Raw genomic sequence first — 18,669 nt, 5'->3', positions numbered from 1 at the left:
CGACCTAAGCCAATGAGCACCGCATCACGTGTTGCCCGCCGCGTCGAGGACATTCCGTTTCTCGACAAGCGAGACGCTTCGCTCCTGTTCGTCCTGCCGGGACTGTTCGTCTTTTCGGCGTTCATGTTGTTCCCGGTCGTCTACCTCATCGGTATCTCGTTTACCGATGCAGCTCCGGCGAACCTGTTCGCTGGCGATGGCGCGTTTTCTGTCCTGACGTTCGGCGAGGCGACGTTCATCGGCATCGAGAACTACGCAGACGTGCTGTTCGGCGGGACGTTCAGTATCGTCCTGTTCGACCGCACCATCGTGACGCTCCCAATCAACGGGCAGTTCTGGAACTCCTTCGGAGTCACCTGGCTGTTCGTCGCCACGAGCGTCACGTTGAAGATTGTCTTCAGCCTCGCGCTCGCCCTCGTCGTGACCAGCGAGCGCGTCCGTGGCAAGCGACTCATGCGCTCGCTTATCATCCTCCCGATGGGACTGCCGTCAATCTTCACCATCACCGTCTGGCGCGGTATCTTCAGTTCCGCAGAGTTCGGGCTGGCGAACCAGATTCTCGGGATGTTCGGCTTCGACACCGTCTCGTGGCTCAGCGAGCGCTGGCTGGCGTTCGCCGCGTACAACGTCACCGAGATGTGGCTCGCCTACCCGTTCATGGTCATCATCACGGTGAGCGCGCTGCAGGACGTGCCCGACGAACTCCACGAGGCGGCAATCGTCGACGGCGCGGGGTACCTCTCGCGGTTCTTCCACGTCACGCTGCCGTCTATCAAACGGCCCGTGTTCTTCGCGTCCATCCTGACCGCGGCGGCGTCGTTCCAGCAGTTCCTCATCCCCTTCGTGTTCAACGAAGGCGGTCCGGCACGCCAGAACGAACTCATCGTCGTCTACGGCTACCGCGAAGCCCTCTCGTTCGCCGAGTACGGGCGTGGTGCGGCGATTAGCATCATCGCCCTCATGTTCATCGGCGCGTTCATGTGGCTGAACGTCAAGCGGGGCCGACTCGCCGACGGGGTGAACGACGCATGAGCCTCCTCGAGACGGTCGGCAAGAAGGTGAAAGAAGACGCCACGAACGTGGCGAAAGCCCCAGTGGAAGCGGCACAAGACATGCGGTACACCGCTGAAGCGGTCAGACGCGGCGACATCTCGCCGATAGAGCCGCTGAAGACGGTCGGTGCGACGCTGGGCGCGTTGGTGCTGGTCTGTCTGCTCTTGTTCCCGATTTACTGGATTCTCATCGCCGGACTGTCGGGAACGGGCGGGTCGATATACTCGTCGAGCGGGCTGAAGCTCTTCCCGGAGGCACCGTCTCTGGTGCCGTTCCTCTGGGTCGTCGGCGACCTCATCGTCCCCGGATACGACATCTCGTTCAACATCCCGGCGACGAACTCAGCCATCGTGTTGAGCACGCCGCAACTCGCGTTCCTCGACGTGAGCGCCTTACAACCCGGAACTGTCGGGCGAATCGCGTTCGGGTCGGTCGAGTTGTTCCCCGGCTTCGGCGTCGAACCCATCGAGAATCCGTCGTCGTTCAAGTCGTTCTTCTGGAACAGCCTGACGGTGGCGATTCCGACGGTCATCATCGCGATGATTCTCATCGTCCCGGCCGCCTACGCGCTGTCGCGCCGCGAGTTCATCTTCCGCCGGAAGATTCTGTTCATCTACGTCCTGTTGACGCAGGTCGGCGGTGGACTCGGAATCGCGCTGCTCATCGGGCTGTACACGGTGTACGTCCAACTCGGCATCAACGACAGCAAACTCGCGTTGGCAGTGTACTACGCGGCGACGGCAGTCCCGTTCAACACGTGGCTCTTGAAGACCTACATGGACGGGATTCCGGTCTCCTACGAAGAGGCCGCGCTCGTCGACGGTGCGCCTCCGTGGCGCGTCGTGGTCGAGATTATCCTCCCGCTTTCGACGGCGGGACTGGCGACGGTGTTCATCTTCACGTTCCTCACCGGATGGACCGAGTTCGTCGTCGCACAGACGCTCCNAGAGATGTGTATAAGAGACAGGGCTGTACTCGCTCATCAGCGAGTACTCCATCCCGTGGGCGCGCTTCTCGGCGTTCGCCCTCACGTTCGCCTCTCCCATCATGCTCGTGTACCTCTTCGCACAGCGGTACATCGAAGGTGGGCTGTCGTTCGGCGGCGTCGAAGGCTAAGCCGGAACGCCCCCGGTGGTGCTTTCTTTGTATTTGTATGGATTAGTAATAGAAATATCTCAAATTTGTCTTAAACTAATTTATCTAGAACTAGAAGATAACTATTTGTTATGTGATACTCATTCACGAATTATGCCATTCGACAGGCGAACGTTCCTGAAAGGGCTCGGATTGAGTGCAATCGGTATCGCCGGAAGCACCGGCGCTGGAAGCGACGACCTCGCAGTCGTCTCACAGGCGTCTGCGGCGACGCCGCCCGGTCACGCGGTGAACTTCGCAGACGACGTCATCTACCAGATTATCTCCGACCGATTCCACGACGGGAACTCGGACAACAATCCGACTGGCGAACTCGGAAGCGACTCCTGTTCGAACCTCCGGAAGTACTGCGGCGGCGACTGGCAGGGCATCATCGACAAGATTCAAAGCGGCTATCTGACCGACCTCGGGGTGTCGGCCGTCTGGATTTCCCCGCCGTTCGAGAACATCACCGCGGTCGATTCGGACATCGGAACCTCGTATCACGGCTACTGGGCGCGCGATTTCACCGACGCGAATCAGTTCTTCGGCGACATGGAGACGTTCGAACAACTCGTCAGCGTCGCCCACCAAAACGACATCAAAGTCGTCATCGACTTCGTGCCGAACCACACGTCGCCATCGACTTCCGACGACGAACTCGAAGACGGCGTCCTCTACGACAACGGAAGCTACGTCGCCGCCTACAACGACGACCCCGAGAGCTACTTCCACCACAACGGCGGCACCGACTATTCGAGCTACGAGGGACAGATTTACCGCAATCTGTACAACCTCGCCGACTTCGACCAACACGAGACGTACATCGACCAGTACCTGAAAGACGCCATCGAGCAGTGGTTAGACCTCGGCATCGACGGCATCCGCGTCGACGCGGTCGCACACATGCCGCCGAAGTGGCAAAAGACGCTCGTCGACACCATCTACGACCACAAACCGGTGTTTACCTTCGGCGAGTGGTTCCTCGGCGCGGACCAGTCGAATCCGCGGTACTACGAGTTCTCGAACGACAGCGGCATGAGCCTCCTCGACTTCCGATTCGGACAGGAGATTCGGCAGGTCCTCCGCGACTTCACCGACGACTGGCACGGATTCAAAGCCATGCTCGACGAGACTGCCGCGGAACACGACCAAGTCATCGATCAGGTGCCCTTCATCGACAACCACGACATGCCGCGGTTTACCGTCGAGGGCGGCGACACACGAAACACCGATATGGCGCTCGCGGTCCTGTTGACCTCGCGTGGGACACCCACCGTGTACTACGGGACAGAACAGTACCTCACCGGCGGCAACGACCCCGACAACCGCAAGCCCATGCCGTCGTTCGACACGACGACGACTGCCTACGAGGTAATTCAGGAACTCACCGCGCTGCGCTCGTCGAACCCGGCGCTCGCCTACGGAGACACCCAAGAGCGGTGGATAAACCCGGACGTGTTCATCTACGAGCGCGAGTTCGGCGACAACGTCGTCCTCGTGGCCATCAACCGCAGTCTCGACTGGTACGACGTCTCCGGACTCGTGACGTCGCTTCCGGAAGGCACCTACGACGACGTGCTCGGCGGCACCCTCGATGGGTTCTCGACGACCGTCAACGCCGACGGTTCTATCGACACGTTCTCGTTCAGCCCGCAAACCGTCTGCGTCTGGGAGTACACCGGGACCACGACTGAGCCAGCACTCGGCCACGTCGGCCCGACGATGGGACAACCCGGCCACACGGTCGTCCTCAGCGGCGAGGGCTTCGGGAGTACCGAAGGCACAGTCGAGTTCGGCTCAACCGCAGCATCCATCGTCTCGTGGTCGGACACGGAAATCGAGGCTACTGTTCCCGCCGTCGCAGGTGGCTATTACGACATCACCGTCACCGACGCGAACGGCGTCCAGAGCGACGCGTTCTCGGGCTACGAAGTCCTCTCGGGCGACCAAATATCGGCCCGGTTCGTCGTCAACGACGCGACCACGGACATGGGTGAGAACGTCTACGTCGTCGGCAACGTCCACGAATTGGGCAACTGGGACCCAGACCGCGCAGTGGGGCCGTTCTTCAATCAGGTCGTCCACGAGTACCCGAACTGGTACTACGACGTGAACCTCCCCGCGGGGGCGGACATCGAGTTCAAGTTCGTCAAAATCGCCGACGACGGCACCGTCACGTGGGAGTCTGGGTCGAACCGAACGTACACCACGCCGACGGACTCGACCGGCGAGTACACTGGCACGTGGAAGTGATGACCGGGGCGTGGAAGTAACGAGTCGGCCCACTGAGTCGGCCTAAGTGCCTACCGCGGCACCGACCGCGTCGTCTCGATGACCGACCCTTCTTCGTCCACGACGACTCGAAGCGTCTCGTCACCCTGCCGAATCGGAACCGACACCGAAAGTGGGTCCTCCGAGACGACCGTCACGTCGCTGTCGTCGATGCAGAAGTCGAACTCCCAAAACGGTCGGTCGTCGGGGCTGGTCCCGTGGTCCGCGAGGAACGTGACGACCGCGGGGTCGGCCAAGAGTCGGAGTCCAATCGTCGTCGCGATAGACGCACCGCAATCGAGGCAGTCACTCACCGCGGGATAGTCGAGGTGGTGGTCGGATTCGGCTTCGACCTGCGTGCGCATGCGGCCGCGACAGTACGGACAGACACCCCGGTACGCGAGTGTGAAATCCCGCCAGAGACATGTCCCGTAGGCGTCGAACAGTGAGTCGGCGTCGCGGGTGGTCCGCCCGCGCGGCGGGAAATACCCGTAATGGACGAGCGTCGAGCAGTCGGGGCAGGCGATTTCGACGTTCTCGTCGGCGTATCGCGCGCGAAGTTGGCTTCCGCAGGACGGGCACGCCGCATCGACAGGGCGCTCTTCTGGCGGCGGCGACTCGCCGAAGCGTTCGTCGGTGACGATATCGACTGCCTTCGACCCTGCCGCCCGGAGTTCGTAGCCGTCCTCGTGTTTGGCGACGAATCGCCCGACGAGTTTGTCGAGATGGTAGTTGAACCGGCCGCTGTCTTCGAACCCCGCCGCCGACTGGAGTTCGACGAACGACTGTCGGCCGCCGTTTCTGAGTGCGACGAGGATGGCGATTCGGTCGGTGTCTGCGAGCGCGCCGATTGCGTCGGCCGCCTGCTCGACGTCGACGGTGAGTGAGTCCTCGTCAGCCATTACTCCTCACGCGGGCGCGGACGCGAAAACATCTTCCGCTCGGCGGGTGCGAACTGAAGAAATCTTCACACGCAGCATACTGGACAGCCGCACCCGGACACTACGATTGCCGCACACAGAGACCACAACAGCCATATCGCCGCGCTGGCTGTCGATTTCCCACTCGTCGCGGTCGCTGTATGGTCGCAACACGGCACCCCGTCGAAACCACATCTGGGTAACAGAAGAAACCTTCAGAATAGGTTTAATGAGCAGTGTTGCGCCCGAATAGGTAATGCATCACCCCGGACCGCCGCGGTTCACCACCGTCGGTGAACCAGTCGAACTCGCACCGCGAAATCCCGACCCAGATGCGACCTTCCAGTGGACCCTCACCGACGCACCCGAGGAGTCGGCGGCGACGCTCTCGGACGACCCAGTGGTCCACCTCGATGCGGACGTGCCGGGCGTCTACGTCGCCGAACTCGACGCCCCCGACGGGACTCACCGTGTGACCGTCCGCGTCTTTCCCGACCCGCGCCAGCCAGCACGGTTCTCCATCACGGCCGCCGAGGTCGAACAGAATGCCGAAGGGTCGGACGACGAGGACGGCACTGTCGCCGACTTCGATATCGACGCACTCGAATCGGCGTCCGTCATCGGACCCTTTAACGACTTCACGATGGGCGCAGACCGCGTCGAGCGCGACGGCGACGAGTGGGGCGTGGACGTTCGACTCCCGCCGGGCGACCACGACGCGATTTTCGCGTTCGACGACGAGTTCGACCCGTACGCGACGGCCGAGGTGACTATCGAGGGCGCAGGGCGACCGAATATCCGGCTTGCAGGTCGTGTCGAGGGCGACGAAGTCGTCGTCAAGGCGACTGCCCGACCGGCACCCGACGGGAGAGAACCGACAGTCGAGTTCTACTTCGACGACCGCGACGACCTCGCCGAATCGGCAGTCGAAATCGACGGCGACCGCGTGGTCGTCGACCGCGAGGACCTCCCTGCACTCTCGCGAGTCCATGCTGTCGCTGTGAGCGAGGAACCACTCCCCGGCGAGGATGGTGAGACTATCGAACGGGCGAGTATCGCCGACACGCTCGAAATCCGTGCCGACGGGGAGACGGTCGATTTCTCGAATCCTGCCGATGCGCCCGAGTGGCTGGACGATGCGACGATGTACCAGATATTCGTCCGCGAGTTCGCCGGGGAAACCGTCGAGACGACGTTCACTGAAATCGAGCGTCGTGTCCCGTACATCGACTCACTCGGCGTGGACGTGGTGTGGTTCACGCCCGTCTGTGAGAGTCCGACCCGCCACGGCTACCACATTACCGACTTCTTCGACACCGCAACAGACCTCGGCACGCGCGAGGAGTTCGAGTCGCTCGTCGATACCCTCCACGAAGCGGGAATCACGGTCATCTTCGACCTCGTCATCAACCACACCTCGCGGGACCATCCGGCGTTCCAACTCCACCGCGCGGGCGTCGCCGACTACGAGGATTACTACGAACGCGTCCCGGCCGAGCAGGACGCGTCGGGTATCGACTGGGCGGGCGACGACGCCCCCGGAATGTACTTCAACTGGGCGGGGATTCCGAACCTCAACTACGATTCGCTGGACGTGCGAGCGTGGATGCTCGACGTCATCGACGAGTGGGTCGACGTGGTCGATGGCTTCCGATGTGACGTGGCGTGGGGTGTCCCCCACGGCTTCTGGAAAGAGGTTCGAGAGCGCGTGAAGGCCGAAGACGACGACTTCCTTCTCCTCGACGAGACGGTTCCACGCGACGTTCAGTTCCGAGAAAACGAGTTCGACTACCACTACGACACCGACCTGTACGACACGCTCCGCGACATCGGGACCGGCGACGCCCCGGCATCTGCGCTCTTCGACGCGCTCGTCGAGGCCGACCACCACGGCTTCCCGGACGAAGCGGTCCACATGCGCTACGTCGAAAATCACGACGAGACGCGCTATGCGACCGAGTGCGAGGACGGGACGCTTGGCCCCGCCGCAGCGGCGACGTTCACCCTCCCCGGCGTGCCCATGATTTACTACGGCCAAGAACGCGGCGTGCCGGAACAGCGCGGCACGATGCGCTGGTACGACGGTGACGCCGAGTTGACCGACTTCCACCGGCGACTCGTCGCCCTGCGGAACGAGCACCCTGCGCTTCGCTCGAAAGACGTGTCCAAAGCGAGCGTCGAAGTCGAATCCGGCGATGCCGACTCGGTTGTCGCCTACCGTCGCGCGGGCGAAGACGAGTCGCTACTGATCGTGCTGAACTTCGATTCGTCGCCCGCGACGGTGTCGCTGGGGGCGGACTGCGGAACTGAAGACCTCCTTAGTGGAGTCGATGTGGCGGCAGACGCTGCTGGTGAGGTTGCGGCAGACGCCAGCGTCGAAGTCACCGACGTGGTCGTCTTACGGGAACGAACGCAATAGGCTACGCGAGGCCGATGTAATCGACCAAGTGAGGCCACGGTGAAACTCAGTCGTCGCCCAAGAGAAACCGCATCGCATCGGGGAACCGCCGTGCCCACGCGTGTTCTCGGTGGACGCCCCCTTCGTCGATGACGAATTCGACATCGTCGTATCCCTTCTCGCGCAGTTGCTCGACCATGCGTTCTGCGTCGTTGAGGTACAACTCACAGCGCTCGGGGTCGTCCATGGATTCGGTGTCACCCACGTCGACGTAGATGCGAGCAGGGGTGAAGGACTGGTCCGCGACGTACTCGAATATCTCCTCACCCGACCACCAGAATGCAGGACTCATGGCTCCGAGGAAGCCCACCTTCTCGGGATACTCGAACAGCGCGTAGAGGCTGATGAGACCGCCGAGCGAAGACCCGAGCAGTCCGGTCGATTCCGTCTCGGGGCGCGTCCGAAACGTCTCGTCGACGAGCGGCTTTACCTCCTCGAAGAGGAACTGCAGGTAGCTATCGGCACCGCCGCCACCGAACTCCGGGTGCGGATGGGGCGTGTACTCGACCGTCCGGTCGTCGCCCGCGTTCGGGACGCCGACGACGATTGCGTCGAGGCCCTCGTCGTGCAGTTCGTCCATCGCCTGATGGATGTCCCACGACCCGGAGTAGCTTGTCGCCTCGTCGAAGACGTTCTGGCCGTCGTGCATGTAGCACACCGGGTACGTCCGGTCAGACTCGTCGTAATCGGGTGGGAGATAGACGAACAGATGCCGGTCGAAATCGAGATACTCCGACGAGAGCTCGTCGGAGATGCGGACGTCGCCCTCGACGGGGGCCTCGTCGTCGAGGTCGTACGGCCGCCAGTCAATGTCGGTGAGCATGGTCCACAGATTCGAAAGCGGGGTAAAAAGTCACCTGCATGAATGTTTTGCGTCTGCGGCCACCGTTCAGAGGACGACTATCCACCGACGAACCGTTGGTACACTGCTGTTTTGGCTCCGTACGCCAGATAGCTCGCCAACCCAAGTGAGAGGACAATCGGCACGAAGAGTGTCGTGAGCGACGAGTTGAATCCGAGCGCGGAGACACCGATAATGGCGAGGGCGACCGAACTGAGACCCATTAAGAGAGTGAGTGCGAGGACCGACGGCAGAAAGATGACGAGAAATTCGACAGCGCGGTCACCAGTACTGCCCCTCCCAGTGAGCACGTAGCCACCAACCGCACCGAGACAAGTGACCACGGCGATTCCGGTCCCGCCATCGAGACTAAAGCTGGTTCGAGTTGCAACCAGGTACTCGCCGTACGCGACAAAGCCCGCCATTCCGAGGAAGAACCCAGCAACGGCACCCGCTACTGCACCCAGTAGTCGCCCTCGGTTCTGACGATACCACTCCGTATCGACCCGGTAGGCCAGCACGTACGACCCAACGAAGACAGATAGCGCTGTGAGACTCGGAAGGACGAAGAACGGAACAGTGTACAGTCGTTCTCCGAGTATCGACTGGAACGCCATCGTCGGAACGATTGCGAGCGTCCACCCGGCGACGAGCGACCCGACGAACACCACGCGATTGCGGTGTGCCGACGCCGAAGTCGCCGCGTTTCGGTTGGTCACCCAGCGGTAGCCACCGATTCCACCGACGACGAGGGCGAGCGGTGCTGCGAACTGAATCGATATTACCCAATCAGGTGGGAAAAACGCCTCAGTCGTCGCTCGGTAGTAATTTCGGAGCAACCGAGCGAACGTATCCAGCAAAAACGCCTGCACCAACCCCCACTGGAGGGCGGCCACACGCGCCTGTTGCTTCATCGAGGGAGCATCCGGGGACGACATATGCAACACGTTTCCTCACAGTGTTTTTATAATATGTTGACACGAGATTCGCGGAGGTATCTCCCGCGTAGACTGCCGTGTGGACGCCTTGCACGCCAGCTCTCAATCCGAAGTTCTTAACCCTCCCCTGTTGGTAGTTCCGCCAACTCGCTGGCATGCGGGCACGCCAGAGGGCACCCGTCACGTACGGGACGAAATGTGGTCATCGAGGGATGGTCCCTCAACCGACTGAATCGCAAGCGCCCGCGGTGATATACAATGGCACGAAGCTTCTATTCCCACATCAAGGAAGCGTGGAAGACCCCGAAGGAAGGCAAGCTGGCCGAACTCCAGTGGCAGCGAAAACAGGAGTGGCGCGAGCAGGGCGCTATCGAGCGCATCGAGCGTCCCACCCGTCTCGACAAGGCGCGTGAACTCGGCTACAAGGCTAAGCAGGGCATCGTCATGGTCCGCGTCTCCGTCCGCAAGGGTGGCGCGCGCAAGCAGCGACACAAGGCTGGCCGCCGTACGAAGCGCCAGGGTGTCAACCGCATCGGTCGCCGCAAGTCCATCCCGCGCATCGCGGAGGAACGCGCCTCGCGCAAGTACCCGAACATGCGTGTGCTGAACTCCTACGGTGTCGGTCAGGACGGCTCCCAGAAGTGGCAGGAAGTCATCCTCGTCGACCCCGAGCACCCGGCCATCCAGAACGACGACGAACTCAACTGGATCTGCGACGACGCCCACGACGGCCGCGCCTTCCGCGGTCTCACCAACGCGGGCAAGAAGAACCGCGGCCTCCAGAACCGTGGTAAGGGTACGGAACACGTCCGTCCCTCCATCGGTGCGAGCCGCGGCCGCGGTAAGTAACCGCCCGCGCACCGCAGCAAATTCTCTCCTTTATCGACCGCTGAGCGACTGCTGTCTCGTGAGTACGAAGCCGACGACTCCCGGTCCCACGACAGCGACGACGAGTTCGAGAGCGACGGCCACGAGAAGGGAGACGCTGAGCCCACAGAACCCGGCGAGACAGGTCGTTACGCCGTCGAGATGAAGCAGATGGCCGCCCGTTGGCCCACCGGGTGCGACGAAGAGTCCGAACACGACCAGCATTGCGACCAACCACCCGTACGTCACCTGACGCAACGCCGTCTCCGAATCGATACCTCGCAGGTGACGAACGAGATACTGACCGAGGAGAAGCGGAGCCGTCCACAGCACGACGAACGCAACGACACCTGAGGCGATGAGTGCGGCCGCAACACCCCACAACGAGCCACCGCCCGCGACTTCCCAGACGATTGCCGTTCCGACGAGGTACAGCAGGCTCACGCCCAAAAGTGAGCGTCGAAGACCGGCGCTGAACGGCTGCGACCCACGACGCCACGAGAGGTGCGCGCCGAGCGTCACAAGTGTCGCGATGCCGGCGGTTACGACGAAGACGAAGACCGGGAGCAGTCCAGTCGGGAGGGCCATACCTGGAACGTCACTTCACTGTCAGAAAAACGTGGGTGCTCAGAACGGTGCCGACGGGCCGAGGTCCGCTTCGCTTTCTTCGGTTCCCTGTTCGACTTCGCCGTCCCAGCCGTCAAAGCCGCCGCGGAGGCTGCTCACGTCGGCCTCGACGTTCTCGTCGAGGACCGAGGCGACGCGTTTGGAACTCTTGCCGACGTAGCAGGAGACGACGACTTCGTCGGGCCACTCGCGGTCGAACACTTCGGGACCGAGCGTCGCCGCCGGGAGGTTCTCCGACCCGGGGATGTGCCCCGAGGCGAACGAAGAGGGGTCTCGGATATCGACGACGGCCAGCGGGTCGTCGTCAGCCAGTCGCTCGCGGAGTTCGTTGGGGGTCGTCTCTGCGACCATACGAGGCAGTCCGACCGAAGCGGGAAATGCACGTCGCTTCCGGCGAGGGGGAACACCGGACTGCACGTGAGAGTGACTCCAACGCGGTGCCGCGGGTTTATTCTGCGTGACTGCCAACGTCGGCCTATGACACTCTCACTCGACGCCACGCAACTCGAACGCTACTCTCGTCACATCATCATGGACGAGGTCGGCCCGGACGGGCAGGAGCGGCTCCTGTCGGCGCGGGTCGTCGTCGTCGGGGCGGGTGGGCTCGGGTCACCGGCTATCGAGTACCTCGCCGCCGTCGGCGTGGGCGAGTTGGTGGTCGTCGACGATGACGTCGTCGAGCGAAGCAATCTCCAGCGACAGGTCATCCACCACGACGAGGACGTGGGCGAACCGAAAGCCCAGAGCGCCGCCGAATTCGTCCGCGGCCTCAACCCGGACGTGAGCGTTGAGCCAATCGAAGCGCGCGTAGACAAATCGAACGTCCACGAAATCGTCGCGGGCGCGGACGTGGTCGTCGACGCCTCCGACAACTTCCCGACGCGCTATCTCCTGAACGACGTGTGCCGATTCGAGGAGATTCCGCTCGTCCACGGCGCTATCTACAAGTTCGAGGGGCAGGCGACGACACTCCTTCCCGACGGTCCCTGCTATCGGTGTCTGTTCCCCGAAGCGCCCGAACCGGGGACGGTCCCCGACTGCGCGACGACCGGCGTCATCGGCGTGCTCCCCGGAACGGTCGGGTGTATTCAGGCGACTGAAGCCGTGAAGTTGCTTCTCGATGCGGGCGAGCCACTCGATGGGCGGTTGCTGTTCTACGACGCGATGGACATGACCTTCGAGACGGTGCCGTATCGAAAGAACCCGGAATGTCCGGTCTGCGGTGAGGGTGGGCTGGACTCTATCGCCGATATCGAGTACGTCGAGAGTTGTGCTATCGACCTCAATTAACTGGCTTCGGAAGACAGGACGCCGCCCGCTGAAAAGAGAGTCTCCCCCTACCGGTCGAAATTGAACGTGTCGTCCGAATCGGCTCCGTCCGACCCGGTTTGGCCGTTCGCAACGCTGCCTTCCGACGAAGCATCAGTCGCGTTCGACCCGTTGGAGACACCACCGGTACCCGCCGAGCCGAGGTCGGAGACTTCCGATTCGAGCGTCTCGACTTCGTCGACTGCGTCGGCGTCGCCGCCGACGAGTTCGTCGACGCGCTCTGCGAGCACGTCGAGCGCGATAGTCTGGTCCGTCGTCGCGTCCGTGATGTCCATAGTGGCTTCTTCGGCAGAGCGGGCGTGTTCCTGCGCCTGCTGAATCGTCGTCGTGACTTCCTCGATATTGGTCGCCTGCGAGTCGGTCGCGCGGGCGACTTCCGAGATACCGTTTGCGGCCGAGTCCGCTGCGTTCGCAATCTCGTCGAGCGATTCGAGAACATCGCCGATTTCGCCGGAGGCGATTTGAATCTGTTCGTGGGACTGCTCGGAGGCCATCACCGTCTCGTCGGCCTGTTCTTGAATCTCTTCGATGCTGGTGGCAATCTCTTCTGTGTGTTCGTGGGTCTGGTTGGCGAGTTGCTTGACCTCGTTTGCGACGACCGAGAAGCCTTCACCCGCTTCGCCCGCGCGGGCAGCCTCGATGTTCGCGTTGAGTGCGAGCAAGTTGGTTCGGTCGGCGACTTCGGCGATGACCTCGACGACCTCCTCGATTGCGCCCATCCGCTCTTGGAGTTCCATGACGCTGTCGAGCAGTTCGTCGGAGATTTCGATGACCTGGTCGGTCGCGGTTCGGATGCTCTGCCCCGCCTCTCGTCCGTTTTCGGCGGCCGCTTGTGCCTGATTCGCCGCCGAGGCGACTTCGTCGGAAGTGGCTGCAATCTCTTCCATGCTGGCCGAGAGGTCCTGCATCTCTTCGGCACCCTTCGAGAGCAGTTTGGTCTGTTCTGTCACCTGCGACTCGATGTCGGTCGCGGCGGTCGCCGCCCGCTGAATCGCCGTCCCGAGGTCGGCGGTCGTATCGTCGACGTCGGAGGCCAGTCGTTCGAATCGCGCGGCCATCTCGTTGAGGTGGTCGAGGACGAGCACCACTTCGTCGTCGAGGACGTCGTGTTCGTCTGTGAACTCCGCGCGCGCCGAGAGGTCGCCCTCGGTGATGCGCTGCATCGTCGTCGACACCTCGTCGACGAGTGCGAGCGACGCCTTCCCTTTGTTTACCTCCTCAGTTCGGTCGTGAATCGTCTCGATGACGCCGATGAGTTCGTCGTCCTCGAACAGCGGTCGCGCCGAAAACGAAATATACCGCTTGTCACCGTTTCGGTCCACCATCTTGCTCGAATCCTGGTAGAGATACTGCGACTTGTCGGCGAAGGTGAGACCGTACGCTTCGTCTGCATTTCGCGGTGCGTCGATAATCTTGTCTGCGAGCGTCTTCGCTCGGCGGCCGTCGGGGTAGAAGAGTTCGCTGACGTGTTCGGACCCGAGCGCCTCGTCCGCAGAGACACCCGTCAGCTCCGAAATCGGCTTGTTCCACGCGATGACCCGGTTGTCCGCGTCGAGCATGAACACCGGTGCACCAATCCCGTTGAGCAAGCCACCGAGTTGCATCTGCTCTGCGGCAGGAGTGACTGTCGCTCCTGCCGTCGTTTGTACGCCACCGTCAGCACGCGTCTGAGTCCCAACCCCGGGGACCAGCGCCGCAATGCGCGAAAGCAGGTCCATATGTTTCCACCACGACCATTTCCACTATAATGCTATGCAATTAGTTATCATGTATGATAACAGAAAAGTGAGACGAGGAGCAACGAGAGTCGAGTATTCACCAGAATTATACCCGACGAGTACGCCGACTCTCGAACTATATAGCAGCGTGTGATGAATCCACGAGAGCGAACGGGCGAAAAAGTGGGTCGTGGGTGGGGGGAGTGCCCAGAAGTGGGTCGCAGGGAGCGAGTCGCTACTGAGTGTCGTCGTCGCCGCCGTCAGTGACGGGCGACTCGGCGGCAAGGGCCTCAGCAGTATCTATCCCGTCGTCGTCGATTTCGACCGACTCGTCCAGTTCGGTCTGCTGGGCGTCGACTTCGAACGACGAGATGAGCGACATCAGCCGTTCGGCCTGTGAGGCGAGGCGGTCAGTGCCGCTGGAGACCTCTCCGAGCGAGGCCGTCTGTTCTTCCGCGGCCGCGGCGACGGATTCGGACCGTGCTGCGGTGTCGTCGCTGATGTCGGTGACGCGGTCCATCATCGACGCGACTTCCTCGGTCGAGGCGGCCTGTTCGTCGGTCGTTCGACTGATTTCGTCGACGCCGTCCTTGGTCGCGCGGACGTTGTCGACGATAGTGTCGAGCGATTCGCGGGCGTTTTCGACCGCGTCGACGCCGGATTCGACGGCGTCTTTCGTCTCGCGCATCTCGGTGACCGAGGCCTCGGACTTCTCTTGGACCTCTTCGATGGTCGCTTCGATTTCTTCGGCGGACTCCTTGGTCTCTCCAGCGAGGTCTTTGACCTCGTTGGCGACGACCGAGAAGCCTTCACCCGCTTCGCCCGCGCGGGCGGCCTCGATGTTCGCGTTGAGCGCGAGGATGTTCGTCTGCTCGGCGATGTCGGTGATGAGTTCGACGATGTCGCCGATTTCGGCCATGTGCGCTTCGAGTTCTTCGATACGCTCGGCCGTCTCGGCGGTCTTCTCTTCGACGTTCTCGATGGAGTCGATAGCCTCGACCGTGGCGGTGTGACCCGCCTCGCTCGCTTCGAGCGTGTGTTCGGCCGTGCGCTCGAGTTCGCTCGCCGAGGAAGCGACTTCCTCGATGGTCGCCGAGAGGTTGCTCGTCTCGTTCGTGGTCTGGCGGAGGTTCTCCTGTTGTTCGTGTGCGCCTTCGGCCATGACCTGCGTGGATTCGCTGACCTGGCGACTCGCGCGTTCGATTTCCTGCGCACTCGCGGTCACCTCTTGGCTGGCTGCCGCGACGGTTTCGGCAAACCCGGACACTTCGGCGATGGTGTCTTCGAGTTCGGTGGCCATCTGGTTGAACGACCGCGCCATCTCGTTCATCGCCTCGTTGTCGGCGTCTTCGCTCATGCGAGCCGTGAGGTCGCCGTCGGCAGCAGCAGAGAGCGCCTCACCGAACTCTTCGGCCTTCGTTTCGAGTTCGACGATGAGCGCTTCGAGGTCTTTGTGGGTCTGACCCATCGCCTCACCGAACGACCCTGGCACGTCCTCGTCCAACACGGGATCGTCGAACTCTTTCGCCGCAAGAGCTTCGGCCTGCCCGGCGACCGTCGTCAGGTACGACTGCATCTCGGCGAACGAGTTGTACAACTGCCCCATCTCGTCGATGCGGGCGGTAGACGGCACCTCGCCGTCGACCTCACCGCTGGCGATTTGGTCTGCGTTCCGTGCGACCGTCGCGAGCGACTTCGCGGTGCCGCGGCCAATCGTCACGCCGACGAGGAACAGCGACCCGACCGCGAACGCGAGGAGGAACGCGAGGTTACGCGTCACCGTGGTCTGGAGCGAGAACGCCCGTTCCGTTGGAACGTGGTAGGTGAGTACCCAGTCGGTGCCGGTAATGGGCGCGTACGCCATCGCGTACTGGCCTTCTTCCATTCCGGTCCGTGCAGAGACTTGCTTGTAGCCGCTCTGTCCGTTCAGGGCAGTTTCGATGGCCGTGACGGACCCTTCAGACGCGGAGTACTGTTCGAGAAGCGACGCCTTCCGGTTGTCTAGGAGGATGTTCCCTTCTGCCGTGACGACCTTCACGTCACCCGTCGGAATCGGCGACTCGAAGTCGTGGGAGCGCGCTTCGAGCGACGCGGTCAGGACGATGAACCCGTTAGACCCAGTGACCGGTGCGGCGAAGGCGATAACTGGCTCGCCGTTCACGTCGTAGGGTTCCGAGGTCACAGGTTGGTTCGAGCCCGCGACGGAGACTGCTTGGTCCGCCCACGGGGTGTCGAGGGAGTCGAGCGACGTGCCGCTCGTTCCGTCGGTCGTACTCGCGACGACCGACATGGAGTCTGCATCGACGTAGTGGAGCGACCGAACGTCACTCGGGAGTTCGATGAGCTTCTGTTCGAGCCACCGTTGGTGTTCTGTGGCCGACGTACTCGCCGGGCGTTCGCCGAGCGACGCCGAGAGGAAGGTGACGGTCGATTGCTTGGTTTCCGTCCAATCGGCGACAGAGCGCGCTTCGGACTTGGCAATCCCGCGAATCTCTTCTTCGGTCTGCGTTTCGACGACCGACTTGGTATCGAAGTGGATGAACGCGCCTGCGGCACCCATCACGATGATAATTGCGAGGAGTGCGAGGCCGAACTTCGCCGCGTACCGGCGGCGAATCACGTTCGGCAAGAGCCGCTCGAAGGCGTCGGCCAACTGTTTCAGTGGTGAACTCATTGGTTTCCTCCTGATTCGAAGAACTGCCGCTGAAGCAGCTCTAACTGCCTGACTTCGTAGTTGTGGACTTTCTCCACGACGTACGGACTCAGCGGTTCGAGGTCTTCGGTCAGGTCGACACCGCTTGCTGCACCCTGATAGTTCAGTTCGCGTCCGGCGTCAGTGAGTGAGCGCACGCGGCCGAAGTCGCCGACTGAAACCGTGTGTCCGGTCCCGCCGGAGACGGACTGAATCGTGTCGGCAATCGCAGCCCCAGTCGCCTCACCGGCCTTCTCGGCGGCCGCGGCCATGAGGAACAGTGCGTCGTACGCGTTGACGGAGTAGGCCGCAAGCGGTGCGATGTCGGACAGGCGCTGCGAGAGATGGAAATATCCGTCAGTGCGGACGCTCGAAAGCGACGCGCTGTAGAATCCTTCGTAATACTTCGGAACGTCGCTTCCGAACATCCCCGCGGAGAACACCCACGGTGCCTCGTAGTCGGACGACCCGTACGCGTCGAGGACGCCCGTCTCCTGTCCGGCGACACTAACGAAGCCGACTGCGTCGGGCGAGTTCTGGAACACCTCGTCGATGACGCCGTCGAACGACGACGCCGTCGGGTCGTACCGAACGTCCGAAACGACCTCTGCGTCGGTGCTTGTCTTCATCGAACTGGCGAGACCGTCGCCGTAGGCGTTGTCGGTTGCGAGAATCGCAATGGAGTCGGCGTTCGCGTACTGCGGCGCGTCGAGGATTTTCGCCATCGCGATGGCCTGAAGCGCGTCACTGGGGACCGTTCGGCCGAAGTACTTCCGACCGTCCGCTCGGCCGGCATCCGTGAGCGCAGGGCTCGTACTCGCTGGGCTCATTTCCATGATGCCGTCCGAGGCCGCCTTCGGTGCGAGCGCGATGGAGGCGTCGCTGACGAGTCCACCGACGAACCCGACGACACCCTCGTCAACAAGTGTCTTGTATCCTTCAACAGCCGTCTGAGCGTTTGCTTCCGTGTCGACGGCCGTCAGTTCTACCGGCCGGTCCAGCACCCCACCTGCCCGGTTGATGTCTGCGACAGCTTGTTCCACTGCACGCATTCCGTGCGTCCCGAGCGTTTCGAGGGAGCCGCTGACCGGTAGGACTGCCCCGAACCGAACTGGTTCGTTTGCTTGGTTATCGAGTGCCCCCACACACCCCGACAGCGACCCGAGCGCAACAGCGCTCCCGGCGGCGCGGAGAAGCCCTCGTCGATTGTACGAGAGAGTCACACCAGACCGACTAGCGAACTTGCATATAACTTTGGGCCGCCGATTATCAGTCGATATATTCTGGTGTCAAGTAAATGCCGATATTTAGATTAAGCGCCGTTATTTGAGGGATATATTGGCGAGAGATTCACACGCACATAAATGGGGTTGTGCGCTGATAGTATCCAACTGATAATTGGAGTTCGCTCACCGTCAGTGGGCGGTAACAAGTAGTCTGAGCGCCACAACTATTGGCATCGAAACAGAGTTTATTTCTGCATGACACAATTTTCAGACAGAACGTTGCGGTGTGGAGCACTCGTCACAGCACTGCTGGTCATCGGGATGGCCGTTTCGAGCGTTCCTGTTGCAGGGGAACTGGGGGCCAGTGGTCAGCAGGCGAACTCGACGGTCCAGTGCCAAGTCTCGATGGATGTCGCGAGCATGGCGTTGATGACCAAGGGACTTCTCACGTTTTCCCCATACGGTGTCGTCATCAAGGCAATCGAAGTGTTTCAGGAACCGGTCGGCTACGTTTCGGTTCCCGCGGGGGTGAACTGTAACACCGTCGTAGTGGCCTAAGCACCCAGACGGTATCGTTCCCGTCCGCACGCCA

General features: G+C 62.0%; 14 protein-coding genes and 1 pseudogene. 7 read left to right on the top strand and 8 right to left on the bottom strand.

The window, feature by feature from the left end; all coding sequences use genetic code 11:
• Positions 1-12: 12 nt before the first annotated feature.
• The 3 genes and pseudogenes from C453_RS04955 to C453_RS04945 all read left to right on the top strand — a co-directional run bounded on the left by C453_RS04955 (position 13) and on the right by C453_RS04945 (position 4,443).
• Positions 13-1,032 carry a carbohydrate ABC transporter permease gene (locus tag C453_RS04955; RefSeq protein ID WP_008323079.1) on the top strand — a complete coding sequence of 340 codons (1,020 nt, stop codon included), beginning with the start codon at positions 13-15 and terminating at the stop codon, positions 1,030-1,032.
• Positions 1,029-2,169: pseudogene (locus tag C453_RS04950) on the top strand (sugar ABC transporter permease). The gene C453_RS04955 and the pseudogene C453_RS04950 overlap by 4 nt, the downstream one beginning before the upstream one ends.
• Before the next feature lie 132 nt (positions 2,170-2,301).
• On the top strand, positions 2,302-4,443 hold the full coding sequence (locus C453_RS04945) for an alpha-amylase family glycosyl hydrolase (protein ID WP_008323077.1): 2,142 nt from the start codon (positions 2,302-2,304) through the stop codon (positions 4,441-4,443).
• A gap of 50 nt (positions 4,444-4,493) precedes the next feature.
• Here C453_RS04945 and C453_RS04940 read toward each other — a convergent pair whose 3' ends face one another.
• The gene (locus tag C453_RS04940; RefSeq protein WP_008323076.1) at positions 4,494-5,363 is read right to left on the bottom strand and encodes a DUF7351 domain-containing protein; all 870 of its coding nucleotides are present in this window, start codon (positions 5,361-5,363) and stop codon (positions 4,494-4,496) included.
• 274 nt (positions 5,364-5,637) lie between these two features.
• Between C453_RS04940 and C453_RS04935 the strand changes: the two genes are divergently transcribed.
• The gene (locus C453_RS04935; protein ID WP_008323075.1) at positions 5,638-7,800 is read left to right on the top strand and encodes an alpha-amylase family glycosyl hydrolase; all 2,163 of its coding nucleotides are present in this window, start codon (positions 5,638-5,640) and stop codon (positions 7,798-7,800) included.
• Positions 7,801-7,846: 46 nt separating this feature from the next.
• Here C453_RS04935 and C453_RS04930 read toward each other — a convergent pair whose 3' ends face one another.
• On the bottom strand, positions 7,847-8,662 hold the full coding sequence (locus tag C453_RS04930; RefSeq protein WP_008323074.1) for an alpha/beta hydrolase: 816 nt from the start codon (positions 8,660-8,662) through the stop codon (positions 7,847-7,849).
• A gap of 77 nt (positions 8,663-8,739) precedes the next feature.
• Complete coding sequence (locus tag C453_RS04925; protein WP_049907503.1) at positions 8,740-9,618, bottom strand: hypothetical protein; 879 nt, start codon at positions 9,616-9,618, stop codon at positions 8,740-8,742.
• A 258-nt stretch (positions 9,619-9,876) separates the two neighbouring features.
• Between C453_RS04925 and C453_RS04920 the strand changes: the two genes are divergently transcribed.
• Positions 9,877-10,467 carry a 50S ribosomal protein L15e gene (locus C453_RS04920; protein ID WP_007544888.1) on the top strand — a complete coding sequence of 197 codons (591 nt, stop codon included), beginning with the start codon at positions 9,877-9,879 and terminating at the stop codon, positions 10,465-10,467.
• A 30-nt stretch (positions 10,468-10,497) separates the two neighbouring features.
• Here C453_RS04920 and C453_RS04915 read toward each other — a convergent pair whose 3' ends face one another.
• Positions 10,498-11,073, bottom strand: a complete 576-nt coding sequence (locus C453_RS04915) for a hypothetical protein (RefSeq protein WP_008323072.1) — start codon at positions 11,071-11,073, stop codon at positions 10,498-10,500.
• A 39-nt stretch (positions 11,074-11,112) separates the two neighbouring features.
• Positions 11,113-11,463 carry a rhodanese-like domain-containing protein gene (locus tag C453_RS04910; RefSeq protein ID WP_008323071.1) on the bottom strand — a complete coding sequence of 117 codons (351 nt, stop codon included), beginning with the start codon at positions 11,461-11,463 and terminating at the stop codon, positions 11,113-11,115.
• 126 nt (positions 11,464-11,589) lie between these two features.
• On the opposite strand from C453_RS04910, the gene ubaA reads away from it, so the two are divergent.
• Positions 11,590-12,402, top strand: a complete 813-nt coding sequence (gene ubaA, locus C453_RS04905) for an SAMP-activating enzyme E1 (RefSeq protein WP_008323070.1) — start codon at positions 11,590-11,592, stop codon at positions 12,400-12,402.
• A gap of 47 nt (positions 12,403-12,449) precedes the next feature.
• On the opposite strand, the gene C453_RS04900 is transcribed toward ubaA, so the two are convergent.
• The 3 genes from C453_RS04900 to C453_RS04890 form a co-directional block, all read right to left on the bottom strand.
• Entirely contained in the window at positions 12,450-14,159 is a 1,710-nt protein-coding gene (locus C453_RS04900; protein ID WP_008323066.1) for a methyl-accepting chemotaxis protein, read from the bottom strand.
• 235 nt (positions 14,160-14,394) lie between these two features.
• On the bottom strand, positions 14,395-16,833 hold the full coding sequence (locus tag C453_RS04895) for a methyl-accepting chemotaxis protein (RefSeq protein ID WP_008323065.1): 2,439 nt from the start codon (positions 16,831-16,833) through the stop codon (positions 14,395-14,397).
• Complete coding sequence (locus C453_RS04890) at positions 16,830-18,074, bottom strand: ABC transporter substrate-binding protein (RefSeq protein ID WP_008323063.1); 1,245 nt, start codon at positions 18,072-18,074, stop codon at positions 16,830-16,832. The genes C453_RS04895 and C453_RS04890 overlap by 4 nt, the downstream gene beginning before the upstream one ends.
• A gap of 258 nt (positions 18,075-18,332) precedes the next feature.
• Between C453_RS04890 and C453_RS04885 the strand changes: the two genes are divergently transcribed.
• Positions 18,333-18,635: a hypothetical protein gene (locus tag C453_RS04885; RefSeq protein ID WP_049907502.1), complete on the top strand. Its 303-nt coding sequence runs from the start codon at positions 18,333-18,335 to the stop codon at positions 18,633-18,635.
• Positions 18,636-18,669: the final 34 nt, after the last annotated feature.

It is taken from the genome of Haloferax elongans ATCC BAA-1513 (assembly GCF_000336755.1).
In the GTDB taxonomy this organism is placed as follows: Archaea; Halobacteriota; Halobacteria; order Halobacteriales; family Haloferacaceae; genus Haloferax; species Haloferax elongans.
This window is presented reverse-complemented; position numbering and strand designations above follow the sequence as displayed.

Coding starts and splice junctions, on each gene's coding strand:
- C453_RS04910 (WP_008323071.1), bottom strand. CDS start 11,463: ATGGTCGCAGAGACGACCCCCAACGAACTCCGCGAGCGACTGGCTGAC.
- C453_RS04945 (WP_008323077.1), top strand. CDS start 2,302: ATGCCATTCGACAGGCGAACGTTCCTGAAAGGGCTCGGATTGAGTGCA.
- C453_RS04925 (WP_049907503.1), bottom strand. CDS start 9,618: ATGTCGTCCCCGGATGCTCCCTCGATGAAGCAACAGGCGCGTGTGGCC.
- C453_RS04935 (WP_008323075.1), top strand. CDS start 5,638: ATGCATCACCCCGGACCGCCGCGGTTCACCACCGTCGGTGAACCAGTC.
- ubaA (WP_008323070.1), top strand. CDS start 11,590: ATGACACTCTCACTCGACGCCACGCAACTCGAACGCTACTCTCGTCAC.
- C453_RS04940 (WP_008323076.1), bottom strand. CDS start 5,363: ATGGCTGACGAGGACTCACTCACCGTCGACGTCGAGCAGGCGGCCGAC.
- C453_RS04885 (WP_049907502.1), top strand. CDS start 18,333: ATGACACAATTTTCAGACAGAACGTTGCGGTGTGGAGCACTCGTCACA.
- C453_RS04915 (WP_008323072.1), bottom strand. CDS start 11,073: ATGGCCCTCCCGACTGGACTGCTCCCGGTCTTCGTCTTCGTCGTAACC.
- C453_RS04920 (WP_007544888.1), top strand. CDS start 9,877: ATGGCACGAAGCTTCTATTCCCACATCAAGGAAGCGTGGAAGACCCCG.
- C453_RS04895 (WP_008323065.1), bottom strand. CDS start 16,833: ATGAGTTCACCACTGAAACAGTTGGCCGACGCCTTCGAGCGGCTCTTG.
- C453_RS04955 (WP_008323079.1), top strand. CDS start 13: ATGAGCACCGCATCACGTGTTGCCCGCCGCGTCGAGGACATTCCGTTT.
- C453_RS04900 (WP_008323066.1), bottom strand. CDS start 14,159: ATGGACCTGCTTTCGCGCATTGCGGCGCTGGTCCCCGGGGTTGGGACT.
- C453_RS04930 (WP_008323074.1), bottom strand. CDS start 8,662: ATGCTCACCGACATTGACTGGCGGCCGTACGACCTCGACGACGAGGCC.